This window comes from Bacillus sp. 123MFChir2 (assembly GCF_000383235.1).
GTDB lineage: Bacteria > Bacillota > Bacilli > Bacillales > Bacillaceae_G > Bacillus_A.
This window is the reverse complement of sequence record NZ_KB910934.1, coordinates 82597-96158: the sequence shown is the minus strand read 5'-3', so window position 1 is coordinate 96158 and position 13562 is coordinate 82597. Positions and strand designations below refer to the sequence as shown.

At 34.9% G+C, this 13562-nt stretch carries 12 protein-coding genes and 3 pseudogenes; 11 read left to right on the top strand and 4 right to left on the bottom strand.

What is annotated here, in order from left to right; translation table 11 throughout:
* Positions 1-107: 107 nt before the first annotated feature.
* Positions 108-905 carry a lipid II flippase family protein gene (locus H280_RS0108660; protein WP_020060729.1) on the bottom strand — a complete coding sequence of 266 codons (798 nt, stop codon included), beginning with the start codon at positions 903-905 and terminating at the stop codon, positions 108-110.
* 183 nt (positions 906-1088) lie between these two features.
* Here H280_RS0108660 and H280_RS0108655 point away from each other — a divergent pair, with 183 nt between their 5' ends.
* From H280_RS0108655 to H280_RS0108630, 5 genes and pseudogenes are all read left to right on the top strand, one after another.
* The gene (locus H280_RS0108655; protein ID WP_020060728.1) at positions 1089-1730 is read left to right on the top strand and encodes a class I SAM-dependent methyltransferase; all 642 of its coding nucleotides are present in this window, start codon (positions 1089-1091) and stop codon (positions 1728-1730) included.
* A gap of 14 nt (positions 1731-1744) precedes the next feature.
* Positions 1745-2401 (top strand): HAD family hydrolase, encoded by a 657-nt coding sequence (locus H280_RS0108650; RefSeq protein WP_020060727.1) that lies wholly within the window; start codon positions 1745-1747, stop codon positions 2399-2401.
* 164 nt (positions 2402-2565) lie between these two features.
* Positions 2566-3110, top strand: a pseudogene (locus tag H280_RS26980) (hypothetical protein).
* A gap of 129 nt (positions 3111-3239) precedes the next feature.
* Positions 3240-3713 (top strand): annotated as a pseudogene (locus tag H280_RS23335) (TrmO family methyltransferase domain-containing protein).
* On the top strand, positions 3710-4150 hold the full coding sequence (locus tag H280_RS0108630) for a GNAT family N-acetyltransferase (RefSeq protein WP_020060724.1): 441 nt from the start codon (positions 3710-3712) through the stop codon (positions 4148-4150). Before H280_RS23335 ends, H280_RS0108630 begins: the two are co-directional and overlap by 4 nt.
* Positions 4151-4523: 373 nt before the next feature.
* Here H280_RS0108630 and H280_RS0108625 read toward each other — a convergent pair whose 3' ends face one another.
* Complete coding sequence (locus H280_RS0108625; RefSeq protein WP_020060723.1) at positions 4524-5063, bottom strand: HAD-IIIA family hydrolase; 540 nt, start codon at positions 5061-5063, stop codon at positions 4524-4526.
* A 425-nt stretch (positions 5064-5488) separates the two neighbouring features.
* On the opposite strand from H280_RS0108625, the gene H280_RS0108615 reads away from it, so the two are divergent.
* The 4 genes from H280_RS0108615 (at position 5489) to H280_RS0108600 (ending at position 8986) form a co-directional block, all read left to right on the top strand.
* A complete protein-coding gene (locus tag H280_RS0108615; protein ID WP_020060721.1) occupies positions 5489-6199 on the top strand; it encodes an ABC transporter ATP-binding protein in 711 nt (236 codons plus the stop codon).
* Positions 6192-7409 carry an ABC transporter permease gene (locus H280_RS0108610; RefSeq protein ID WP_020060720.1) on the top strand — a complete coding sequence of 406 codons (1218 nt, stop codon included), beginning with the start codon at positions 6192-6194 and terminating at the stop codon, positions 7407-7409. The genes H280_RS0108615 and H280_RS0108610 overlap by 8 nt, the downstream gene beginning before the upstream one ends.
* A gap of 259 nt (positions 7410-7668) precedes the next feature.
* A complete protein-coding gene (locus H280_RS0108605; protein ID WP_020060719.1) occupies positions 7669-8244 on the top strand; it encodes a YpjP family protein in 576 nt (191 codons plus the stop codon).
* A gap of 112 nt (positions 8245-8356) precedes the next feature.
* Positions 8357-8986, top strand: a complete 630-nt coding sequence (locus tag H280_RS0108600) for an HAD-IIIA family hydrolase (RefSeq protein ID WP_020060718.1) — start codon at positions 8357-8359, stop codon at positions 8984-8986.
* A 248-nt stretch (positions 8987-9234) separates the two neighbouring features.
* On the opposite strand, the pseudogene H280_RS26385 reads toward H280_RS0108600, so the two are convergent.
* Positions 9235-9348: pseudogene (locus tag H280_RS26385) on the bottom strand (DedA family protein); the annotation flags it as partial.
* 88 nt (positions 9349-9436) lie between these two features.
* On the opposite strand from H280_RS26385, the gene H280_RS0108595 reads away from it, so the two are divergent.
* A complete protein-coding gene (locus H280_RS0108595; RefSeq protein WP_020060717.1) occupies positions 9437-10471 on the top strand; it encodes a serine hydrolase domain-containing protein in 1035 nt (344 codons plus the stop codon).
* 222 nt (positions 10472-10693) lie between these two features.
* On the opposite strand, the gene H280_RS0108585 is transcribed toward H280_RS0108595, so the two are convergent.
* A complete protein-coding gene (locus H280_RS0108585; RefSeq protein WP_020060715.1) occupies positions 10694-12151 on the bottom strand; it encodes a serine hydrolase in 1458 nt (485 codons plus the stop codon).
* Between the two features lie 452 nt (positions 12152-12603).
* Between H280_RS0108585 and H280_RS0108580 the strand changes: the two genes are divergently transcribed.
* Positions 12604-13560, top strand: a complete 957-nt coding sequence (locus tag H280_RS0108580) for a thymidylate synthase (RefSeq protein WP_020060714.1) — start codon at positions 12604-12606, stop codon at positions 13558-13560.
* Positions 13561-13562 lie beyond the last annotated feature (2 nt).

Genomic DNA, 13562 nt, shown 5'->3' with positions numbered 1-13562 from the left:
GGTACATTTTAGTTTACCGGGGATTTGTTATGAAGAAACGAAAGTAAATTTGAAATGACAGTATACAAAACATAGAATGGCTTCATCCCTTTTTTAATGTACAATTTTCAATTCGTAATCGAAATAATCCACAATATCCAATGAGCTCCTGGTACAAAAAGAAGCTGAGCTAGTAATGTTCCTAACAATCTAGAAATCATAAGCCATCCATACATTTTCCCCATTGTTTCTGCGCCGTTTTCTTTTTGGAGAGCCCGTTCCGTTAATAGGGCGATTCGTGGGTCTAATAGTACCGTTAATAAGATTGTTGCAAATCCATTAACGAGACCGGAAGCTGTACTTGCATTTGTTGCATATGATGGATTTAAAAAAGAAGCGTATAAAGCAGAAAGAACGCCTGCTGTATAAATAGCAGTAGCAAACATATTAATGAGCATGATTCGCTTTGGAATGCCGCCAACTCGCATCCGGTGAATCATTTCCCATTTTGGAGAACGAATATATTTTTTTGTGTATTTTAGTTTTTGAATATTGCCTGTTTTCATCATGCTTATAAAAGAACCGTCTGTTTCAAAGTTTTTAATAACATAGCCAAATAGTTTTGTAAGCGTTGGATACAAAAAGATGGCTAGTAATGTACCGATTGAGGCAGCGAATAAAATAAGATGAATCGTTCCTTTTAAATCGATAGAATCGTCTAGTTTTGCCTGATCGACAATACCGCCAACTAAAAAAGCTTGCAGTAAGTTAGATGTTCTTGAAACAAGTAATACAATTCCAACTACAGATAACGAAACAGCAATCTTTTTTAAACGAATGCCTGCAAGTCGGATACTATAAGAACTTGTTTCCACAGCATGAATGATAATCGTAAAAGCTACTATGAAAATTAATTTTGTCGTCATATGTATTCACCATCTGTTATAAATTGGGAAATAAATTTAATCATACATGATGAGAAGGGTTTTGTACATCTTGAATTTTGTTTTGATGGTGACTTATAGTATCTTATTGACTGAATATTTACATTTAAATGATTATTTTGTAAAATAGTGAAGGGTGTGGCTAGAATGGTAAGGGGGATGGGAATGAAAGCATATTACAGTAACCGAGCAAAAAGTTATGAAGAAGTATATTTTCGAGAAGACCCTATTAGGCAAGCAGAACTGATACAAATAAAAGATGTTTTGAAAGAAAAGTTTACAGGAAGGGATGTACTTGAGGTTGCTTGTGGTACAGGATACTGGACGCAATATGTTGCTGAAACGGCTGAGCACATTACTGCACTTGATTACTCGGAAGAAGTACTTACGATAGCGAAAGCAAAGCGGCTTTTGCCAGCTAAAGTTTCTTTTGTACAAGGAAATGCATATAAACTAAATCAATTAGCAAAAACATTTAATGGAGCATACGCAAATTTTTGGTTTTCTCATATTCCGAAAGAAAATATTTTTTCCTTTTTAGAACAGTTTCATGAGGTTTTAGAATCAGGTTCGATTGTATGCATAGTAGATAATATGTATAACGAAGGAATGGGTGGAACACTTATTTCTAAGCCAAATGATGAAAATACATATAAAATTCGTTCATTAGCTAGTGGGCAGCAATATGAAATTATAAAAAATTATTACTCGAAAGAAGAACTTACAACTATTTTTGAACCATTTGCAGTCGATTTAGAGATTCGTATGAATACATGTTTTTGGATTTTAACATATAAAGTAAAGTGAGTGGAGGAGAATAGATGTATACAACTTTTTTATTCGATTTAGATGGCACATTAACAGACCCAAAAGAAGGTATTGTAAATTCAGTCATTTATGCCTTGCGAAAAATGGGAATAGATGAGCAGGATAATAACAAATTACTTACTTTTATCGGTCCTCCGCTTCAACATTCATTTGCGAATATATATGGAATGAATGAAAAACAAGTAACAGATGCAGTAACGTATTACCGTGAATATTTTAAAACGAAGGGAATGTTTGAAAATCATGTATATGAGGATATTCCTAATGTTTTACAAGAGTTAAAGGATGAAGGGAAGCGGCTATTTGTGGCAACGTCAAAGCCAACTGTATTTGCAAAAAAAATTTTAGAACACTTTCAGATGGCACATTATTTTGAAGAGATTGTCGGTAGTAATTTAGATGGAACACGCATTGCCAAAGCGGACATCATTCAGCATATTTTACATACATATCACGATTTAGAGAAAGAACATGTAGTTATGGTAGGTGATCGAGAGCACGATATAATCGGAGCGCGTCAAGTTGGTATCGATTCTATCGGAGTCATGTATGGATACGGTAGTAAAGAAGAATTAGTGGTGGCGGGAGCTACTCATATTATTAAAGATGTAGAAAGTATAAAGAAGTTTCATTATGTGGTAGAAAAATAGTTGATTGAAAAGATAAGGTTGATACCTTGTCTTTTTTTGTATAGAGATGTTGTAAAAATGACTATATTCAGTGTTTGAAAAAGGAATTTTAGTTATAAACTGGAACTTTAAAATAAACTGAAAATTCTATAAATATTTCCTTGGAAATTGTAAAGGAGAAGCTCATGGAATTAGTCATTATTTTACTGGCACTTAGTATGCTAATGTTTGTAGCGTATCGCGGATTTTCTGTTATTTTGTTTGCACCTATTTGTGCTCTGTTTGCTGTTTTGTTAACAGAGCCGACTTATGTTTTGCCTTTTTTCTCAAATATTTTTATGGAGAAAATGGTTGGTTTCATTAAATTATATTTCCCTGTGTATTTGTAGACTTTCAAACAGGGTTAAATGCTAGTATTGGCGGAGCGTTACTAGCAGCAATGAATACAGGGGCAGAATATGGATTTGGTGTAATTCGTGATGGTATTTCAACTACTTTTACAAATCCACTAATTAACGGGGCCATTACAACAAATGTACTTGCAGGTATAACAGGTTCGGCTTCCGGGGGGATGGATACATTGCCGCATAACGGAGCTGTTATTACATTACTTGCGGTAACTGGATTAACGCATAAACAATCATATCGGGATATTTTTGCGATTACAATTATTAAAACAGCAACTGTATTTGTTGTAATTGGCATGTATAGCTTAACAGGTCTTGTATAACCTTAAGATAGAAGAGAGCATATGTACTCTCTTCTATTTTTATAATATTATTATGTAAACTGAAACAATATTCGTGGAAAATATTCAGAAAATATATTATAATGTAAGTGGTTACAAAAAGGGGATACGATGTTTTCGTTACAACCGATTGCTTTTGTACATAATGAACGAATCAATGTAGAAGATGATTTGTGGGGAGAAATTGAATCTGTTATTGAGTTGGCAGATTTGTATACAGAAGAGAGTTTGTAAGGGATTGAACGATTTTCACATATTGAAGTAATTTTTTATTTTAATAGAGTGAGAGAAGAGAACATTCGGTACACAGCAAGACATCCTCGAAATAATGAAGAATATCCGAAAGTAGGTATTTTTGCACAGCGGGGGAAAAATTGTCCGAATCGACTAGGTGCTACGATTGTAAAAGTCGTACGAAGAGAAGGAAAGTGCTTAGTTGTGCAAGGGTTAGATGCGATTGATGGTACCCTTATTTTAGATATGAAACCAGTTATGAAAGAGTTTTTACCAAAAGAAGAAATTAAACAGCCAGACTGGGCAACGGATTTAATGAAGAACTATTGGAAAGGAAGCGAAGCGAAGTGAAAATATATCAAGCAACTATGGAAGACTCACAAGGAGTAGCATTATTATTTAATGAGTACCGCGTGTTTTATAAACAAGATTCTACTATTGAAAGAGCGGAACAATTTTTACGTGAACGTATAGAGCGAAAAGAATCCATTATCTTTGTGGCAGTAGAAGATGGAAAATACGTTGGATTTACACAGCTATATCCTTCTTTTTCTTCTATTTCGATGAAAAAGCTATGGATATTAAATGATTTATTTGTACGGAAAGAAGCAAGAGGAACTGGAGTAGGAAAAGAATTGTTAGCAAAGGCGAAGCAATTCGCAGTGGATACAGGAGCAAAAGGATTAAAGCTCCAAACGGAAGTAAATAATGCCGCGGCACAGCGTTTATATGTAGGGAATGGTTATATAAGAGATGATCGCTATTTTCATTATGAATTAACTTTGTAAAAATCCATATATAAATCCGAATTAAAAAACTTACACAATCCCCTTTTCATTTAGGTGGGTGAGAGCGTCTGGCCATGCGTGGAAGCGGTCAGGGCCTTTTCCTGCCACATGCGAAGTTCAAACAAAGTGAGAAAGAAAGTAGCAGAATCTTTTTTCTACATAGCAGCAATCTATATGTTAAAAAGTCAAAATGGATTTATATATAACTAGTGATATATATCCAAACATAGTGTAATTCATTTTCATAACATATGGATATGGAAGGACGAGCTTTTTATAAAGATATAATTTTTGTATTTTGTAGATGAGGTATGCAGAACGATCGGAATGACAAAACAGCAATGCCGTTTTACATGGCATTGCTGTTTTGTTTTTATACAGAATGCGAAAAGATCCATGAAACAGCATCCTCTAAATTTATAGCAATATAATCAGCATTCATGTTCGCCCATTTATGACGGTATGTACGCAGAGCATCGTATCCGGCACCTGTTTGTACTAAAATTGTCGTGGCACCGACCTTTATACCTGCAACAATATCGCTCCATCGATCGCCGATTACCACACATTTTGTTAAATCAAGATGATGATTTTTCGCTGCTTGAAGGAGCATTCCTGTTTCTGGCTTACGACAATTGCAGCTATCACTATGCCGGTGTGGACAAAGATAGATGTCGTCAAAACCGAATGCTTTTAATTCTTGAATAAAGTCTTCAGTTGTTGCTTTGCCATCCGCAATGCCCGGTTGGTTTGTAAAGGAAAATAGTTGTATGTTTTGTTCTTTCAGTTTATTTAGAGCCATCTCAGTAAATGGGAATAACTGAAACTCTCCAGGATAATGAATCGTCGTATCGCCGCCGATTGTACCATCGCGGTCGATGAAAATAGCTTCGATGTTTCGCTTATTTGTCATAGTAAATATCCTTTCTCGTCATTTGCTAGAAATGTTTTATAAGAAGGTGTAAATGGAATAATAAAAAAATATTTTGAGCTCAGAATATAAAGTATTCTATTATTGAGCTTATTTTCCTGCTTATGGATGGTATCTTTACTACGTATCATATGAATCCATTTTGATTTTCCGACATATAGATTGTTGCTATGCAGAAAAAAGGAGCTTCCACTCGCTTTATCCCTTTGTTTAAACTTAGCATGTGGCAGGAAAAAGAACTGACCGCTTCTATGCATGGACAGATGCTCTCACCCACTTAAAAAAAAGATGGTTTTATGTCGTTTTTTTAATTTGTATTTATATAGATTGAAAAATCATTTTATTGAAAAATATGTTATTATTTTCATAGGGATTTATTGTAAGTTTACATAGGGAGAGGGATATAGTTGCTGCAAGTAAATATAAATTCAGCTGGATACGAATATGGAGAGCAAACGATACATAACATTGCTTTTTCAATTGAAAAAGGTGAACTCGTTGCTTTAATTGGTGCAAACGGAGCAGGAAAGAGTACAACGATAAAAGCAATTCTTGGATTATTGGCACATATAGACGGGGAAATCTCATTTGGAGAGAAAAAGAATCCGTATGCCTATGTACCAGAACATCCAACGTATTATGATTACTTAACATTATGGGAGCATATTGACCTTTTAATGGCTGCTAGGGATGTTAAATCAGGAAGCTGGGAAATAAAGGCGGATGAGTTGTTGCGTACATTTCGGATGGACAAGCATAAGCATGAATATTTATCGAAGTTTTCAAAAGGAATGAAACAAAAGTCAATGCTCATTTTAGCTTTTTTAACAGAGCCTGATTTTTATATTATTGATGAGCCGTTTATTGGATTAGATCCGACGGCAACACGTGATTTTCTCAATTTTTTGTATAAAGAAAAAGAGCGCGGGGCAGGCATTTTACTTTGTACACATGTGTTAGATACAGCAGAAAGAATATGTGAGCGTTTCTTATTAATTTCAGAAGGAACGTTATTTGCAAATGGAGATTTACGTAGTATTCAAACGCTTGCTAATATGCCAGAAGGTACGTTGTTAGATTGTTTTGATGTGATTGTAAGGCGGGAGCAACATGATTAGAACATTATTTTATAAGAGACTCTTTTATGAATTAAAACGAAAATGGAAAGCAGTGCGTTCTGTTGTTGATTGGACGATCGCATTATATGGAGTTGTTCCAGCACTTGTATTTAGTTGGATATACTACGCTTCACTTTGGAACAATGGACCAGAAGATGAAGATATATTATATTGGTTTATCGGGCTTTTTATCCTTTACAGCACAACGTTTTCAAGAAGTGTACGTTCATTTTTGGAACAAGCAGACAGTTTGTTTTTAATTCAATTTCCAGATCGGATTAAACAAATGATGAAATACGGAATGATATATTCTTTTTGTCGTATTTGTTTCACAAGTGGACTTGTAACAATACTATTCCTACCCATCTTTTTGAAAGGTTTACATGGAACAGGAATACAGGCTTTTATCTGTTTTGTCTTTTTGACTTGCTTTCGTTTCACAGTTTCCGTGCTACAACGGTATATTGATGTTCGGTTTCATAAACAGTGGCAAGTGATTATTATTAAAAATATTTTCTTTTTTATAGGTACTATATATGTAGGCATAACATGTAGATACATATTACAACAGTCTTTTTATGCAATTTTGTTCTTTCTCCTTCTCTTTATCATAAGTTTTTTCTTAGTAAAAGAAAAAAGGGAGTATCATCGCTTCTTCTTTAAAGAAACTGAAAAAGAAAAAGGAGAAGCAATGAGATGGACATCACAAATAATAGCAATGGGGGGCCAAGTACAAAAACCTACAAATACAGCGAAGCCGTGGTTATTTCCGCGTTCTAAACGTATATTATTAGGAAAGGACAATGACGCTAGAATTATTGAAGCTTTTCTAAAGGAATATTTTCGTTCGGGTGATGCAAGTGGTTTTTACATTCAGATTATCATTGTAAGCGCAATTGCTATTTGGCGTACGCCGTGGTGGATTGCTGTAATCGTTATTTCGTTTGCGTTATTTGCAATCTATCGTTATTCGAGCGGAAAATGGAAAGTTTTTTCAGAGAAACTCTTTTTACAGTTATATTGTTCAGAAGGGAAGAAACTATGGCTGTCACAGAAAGCAAAAGCATATCTCTTTATACCCGCTTTATGTGTATATGGCATTGCAGCACTAGCTCATTTTTATTTGATTCCTGCTGTAGTTTGTGCAGGGATTGTAATTGGATTAACAGTGTGGATTCTATTTATTCCTAATAAAAAAAGAGCTGGATAGCTCTTTTTTGTTAATCTGTAATCGATACATACATAAAATAGAAGAGAACACAAATGCTTACGGCTGAAAAGAGTAGGTCAAGGCTCAAATGGAAACCCTCCTAGTAAAATTAAGGAATAATATTTATTATATGAAATCTTACTATTTCAAATTCAAAGCATGTTAACATTAATAAATTTGTAAAGTGCAAAAATTGGCATCATTTTGTATAATAGAAGAAATAGTCATAAAAATATAAAAAGAAAGGGAGGGATACAACATGCCAAATTGGATGAAAAAGACACTCGTCGCGTTAATTACTGTATTTACATTTGGATTAGTAACACCTCCTTCTGTACTGCTTGATACTGCAAAAGCGGACAAGCCTGCAAAACAACAAAATCTAGAGCAACCCTCGTATACACTGGATGAAAAGTCAAATGAAATAGGTTCAGAAGTATTTCTTACTTATGCGATGCAAGAAGCTGAGCGGCAATCGATGGAGAAATTCGGATCGAAAATTGGCCCAATAATTGAAGATGAGTTTAAAGATGTGATATTGCCGAAAATAGAAGAAGCACTTGCAGATCTTGCGAATTATACATCAGAAGAATCGTTACAGTCTTTGGCAATTTCACAAAAACCAGCCGGCGGGAAACATGAAAAGATTTTTCATGTTTATGATACAAAAACTGGTGATGATTTACTCCGTTTTCACGTAAGACGAGATCACCCCCCGCAAGATGGTCATTATTTTAATTTTCATTACCATCGTTATGATGATAACTTTACAGCACATCATGAGCTTGGTGATATTTATTGGAATACAAATACACCGCCGCAATGGCTGTCATAGGAAAAGGAGAACAAGGAGAGATGCCTTGTTCTTTTTTTGTAAATAAAAGGTTATATCCATATTGAAAGAGAATTCTTAAGAATAAAGAAAATGATAGCAAGGAGCATTGGTAATGAGTAAATATGTTATGTTTGATTTTGACGGTACTTTAGTAGATTCTAAAGATATTTTTATCCCTATTTTCAATGAAATAGCAGAGAAACACCGTTTTAAACAGGTAAAAGAAGAGGATGTTGAAGCATTGCGGAAGTTATCAATTCCAGAGAGATGTAAATTGCTTCACGTACCCCTCTATAAAATCCCTATGATCGCATTAGAGTTCTATAAATTATATCAGCCATCGATTCAAAGTCTTTCTTTGTTTGATGGAATTAGAGATGTTTTGCAGACGTTGAAAGAGAGCGGTTATGAAATTATCATTGTATCATCGAACGCTGAGGAGCATATTCGGGAATTTTTACGTCAGAATGAAATTGATTATATTCATGATGTTTTTTGTTCCCATAATATATTCGGAAAAGATAAAATGATAAAGAAATTTCTAAAAGAAAAGAAACTAAAAAATTCCGATGTGATATACGTAGGAGACGAACTTCGAGACATTGTCTCTTGTAAAAAAGTTGGTGTAGAAGTTATTTGGGTAAGCTGGGGATATGATGTGATAGAAACAGTACAGGCTGAATCTCCGAATTACATTGTCAATGAGCCAGAAGAAATTGTAAGTGTTGTACATTCACAATAATGTGAAGTGGAAAAGGGAGTAAGGGGAGTATGTTGGAGAAAACGTTTGAACCTGGTATTCATCATATTGAATTTTAAATACAAATAAATGCATCAAATAAAAACTGACCAAGGACAGAACAGCTAATATTCATAAATTAGCTGTTCTGTTTTTGATGAATGAATATACTGCGAAACGAGACAAATAGAAGAGAGAATAATCTAGTTCCACTAAATAATTGAGATGTTCCCATCATTAATAATACATTACTAACCACGTTTTTTCATTAATGTCTTTACAATAAAATAGAAAACAGCAAGACACACTGCACCTATAGCAAAATATTTTACATAAGGACCCGCAACATCGTTAATATTCTGCCATTTAATTACCTAAGATAGGATAAAAACGATTTACGAACATATATTCTTTTATTGAAATTTACATGGAATAATATGGAGGTGTTTTGGTGTGGAATTCAGGAGTATAAATATTTCTGAGCGTATGGAGCACTATAATGTATCAGGTTTAAGCATTGCTTTCATTGAAAATGGTGAAGTACATATGACAAAAGAATTTGGTGTCATGAAAGCGGGAACGAATAGAAGTGTAAACAGTAATTCTATTTTTAATGCTTGTTCGATTAGTAAGTTTTTAACAGCAATGCTAGTTTTAAAGTTAACCGAACAAGGAATCCTTTATTTAGATGAGGATATAAATGATAGACTTATATCTTGGATGCTTCTTGAAAATGAATATACGCAAAATAAAAAAGTTACGTTACGAACATTACTTAGCCATCAATCTGGAATTATCGATCCTGAAGGGAGTTTTTACGAATATAATTCCACTCTAGGCGAACCTACAATGGTTGAATTATTAGAAGGAAAAACCCCATATTGTAAAGAACGCATTGAAGTGAAATATGAACCAGAAAGCGACTTTCAATATTCCGATGCAGGTTTTTGTATCATACAGCAAGTAATAGAAGATGTTTGTGGTAAACCTTTTGAGGTGTTAATAGACGAGCTTATATTTGAACCGTTACATATGAAAAACAGTACATTTGGACTAACAGCATTAACAGGAAGTAGCGGGCGATTTTCTTGTGGTCATAATAAAAAAGGGGAAGTCGTTTCGAGCGAATATCCAATTTATCCATATCCAGCAGCTGCTGGACTTTGGACAACACCAACAGATTTAGCTATTTTGGTAATTGAAGTCATGAATTCGTTAAAAGGTAAAAGTAAAATAGGTCTTTCTGAAAATAAGGCAACAGAACTCATTACTTCACAAGGGTGTAAAGAATGGGCGGGCTTAGGTGTTTTTCTTGATGGTACAGAACAAGAAATTGAATTTTCTTCACTTGGTTGGGGAGTTGGATTTCAATGTATGCTTGTAGCTTATCCATATTTAGGAACTGGTGTGGTTATTATGACAAATACCGATTTAGGAGTTCATCAAATGAAGGGTATTATTGGCGAGATAATACGTGGAATGTGCTGAAAGATATTATCTGGATAAAAATTTTGTAGATGATGCTTTGGGTATGATTAAAAACGGTGCAAAGTTTTTCGAAAGTGTTAACCTATGGTTTGCGAAGGAAATAAAAGTAAGTAAATAATATAGGACAATTGATATTGATTAGCGGGTGTATATATGAAAGAAGAAAAGTATTAAAAAACGCAGGATTTCGAAGACCCTGCGTTTTCTTGACTAATAAAAACTCTATTTTTCAGTTTTCGTAAACAGAAGCGGTTTTGTGCTTAACGTTGCTGGGAGGTGTACTTTCAGTTCGTGCAGTTCGCCTACTGGATTCATTTCATAAGAAATTAATATGTCCATTTCCGTTTGGAAAACATTCCATTTCGTGTTGAACATATCGTAGTGGTGATGGTTCATTTCAATGTCGAATGAAGCGAATTTTAAATATAATGATTCATTTCGTTTGTTCACTTCAATTGTGCCGTAAGCAGGGTGTTCGAACGTTCCTGTATAATCTTTTAACGGATGAGAAAGAACAGTATCCTTTACTTGAGGTAATGGTTTGTTCATTTCTTTCATCATGTCGTTAAATTTTTCTGTATCTTCTATCGCACGGTTGTGCCAATCAATTGGTTCTAATCCGAGCAATTCATTATAAATTTGATGTGCAAGATATGGAGGGAGTAATGTGTTACCACGGTTCGTTAATACGACAAGACCGATATTATGTTCTGGCATAAAGGAGACAAATGCTGAGAATCCATCGATATTCCCTCCGTGATAGATTTCCTTATGGCCGCGATAGGCAGTAATAAACCAGCCAAGACCGTAACTGTTTACTGGAGTTTCTGGCATAGTGAACATTGGTGCATCTGGAATCGGGATATGCGGTGTATACATTTGCTCAAGCAGATTTTGTGCAAGTAGTTCATGTTCACCAACTTTTCCTTTATTTAAATGAAGTAATACCCATTTTGCCATATCTTCTATATTAGAGTTCATACATCCAGCAGCACCAATTGTATTCAGATTGCAAAAAGGCACTTCTGTTATGTTTCCATTTTTCTCGATGTAAGGAAGTGCATGGTCATTTGATTTTTGTGAAGTGGTAACTGAGAAGTTTGTATGTTCCATTTGAAGTGGGTTTAAAATATGTTCTGTTGTATATTGTTCCCATGTTTCATTTGTAATGTTTTCGACGATTGAGCTAATAGTGGCATACATTAAATTGTTATATAAAAATGTGGAGCGGAACGGTGCATCTAGTTCTAAGTGACGAATATTTTCAACGATATTTTTTCTACTTAAGGTAGCCGCGCGCCATAGTAAATCGTGGCGACTGACACCGGTGCGGTGAGAGGCTAGATCGCGAGCTGTTGTTTGTGCGCTTGCTAGCGTGTCATGAAGTGAAAAATTTGGAATATACGTTTGTACAGGTGTATCCCAATTAAATTTTTGCTGCTGCGCAAGTAAACTTAAAGAAAAAGTACCAAATGCTTTTGTTGCTGAACCGATTGCAAATAATGTTTTTGGTGTAACTGTTTTTTTATTTTTTGTATCACGGTACCCATAACCTTCTGAGAATATTACTTCTCCATTTTTTACGATGGCCACTGCCGCTCCAGGAACGTTTAAATCTCTCATCATGTTTTGGATTGTCGTATGTAATTTACTTGTAAGAGGCATTTCAGTTTTTTGCATAGTAAAACCTCCATTCATATTTATAAATCCAAATTGAAAAACTGACATACTCCACCTTTTTAGGGGAGGGTGAGAGCGTTTGGGCGCGTATAGGAGCGGTCAGGGCCTATTCCTGCCACATGCCAGGTTTTAAACAAAAAAGCCGGCCAGTCGCGAGCATGCTGTATTCTACATAGCAGCAATTTATGTGTTAAAAAATCAAAGTGGATTTATTTTTTATTTAATTCCACACTATAGCTTCTTGAAACAGGTAGGAAATTCCTTTTCTTTTTTGAAGAAAGATTGCCGAAAGTATGTCAGATTTTGAAGGTGAAAAATTTTTTTAATACTGAGTTTTAACGTGTGTATTGTATATAGAAGAAGTTTTTTAAAAGGTCATGTGAAATTCAAAGGCATATATGATAAACTCCATATAGGAATTACATAAAGCAATTGTGAAAGAAGGTTACTTGATGAAACACGTAGAGTATGAATATTTAAATATGTGCCGTCATGTTATGGAAAACGGTACGAGAAAAGAAGACCGCACTGGTACAGGAACAGTATCTGTATTTGGGTATCAAATGCGCTTTGATTTAAGTCAAGGTTTTCCGTTACTTACGACAAAACGTGTGCCGTTTCGTTTAGTAGCGAGCGAACTTCTTTGGTTTATGAAAGGTGATACGAACATTCGTTATTTGTTGCAGCATAATAATAATATTTGGAACGAATGGGCGTTTAAGAACTGGGTAGAGAGCGACGTGTATACGGGTCCAGATATGACTGATTTTGGACTTCGTTCGCAGCAAGATGAAGAGTTTAATAAGCAATATGAAGAACAAATGGAATTGTTTAAAACAAAGGTGTTAGAAGATGATGAGTTTGCAAAGAGTTACGGTAACTTAGGTGATGTGTATGGGAAGCAGTGGCGTGCATGGAAAACGACTGCTGGGGAAACGCTTGATCAATTGCACGATGTAATTGAGATGATTAAGAAAAATCCTGATTCCCGCCGTCTTATTGTGTCTGCATGGAATCCAGAAGATATACCAAGTATGGCGCTGCCGCCTTGTCATACGTTATTCCAGTTTTATGTGGCTGACGGAAAATTATCTTGTCAGTTATATCAACGCAGTGGTGATATTTTCCTTGGTATTCCGTTTAATATAGCGAGTTATTCTTTATTAACACATTTAATTGCCCATGAGTGTGGTTTAGAAGTAGGGGAGTTCGTTCATACAATTGGTGATGCTCATATTTACACGAACCATTTTGAACAAGTGGAAAAACAATTAGCACGTGAACCACGTCCATTCCCGGTGTTAAAGTTAAACCAAGATGTGAAGTCTATCTTTGATTTTGAAATGAATGATCTTGTGTTAGAAGGATACGATCCACATCCAGTAATTAAAGCACCAGTAGCAGTGTAAAT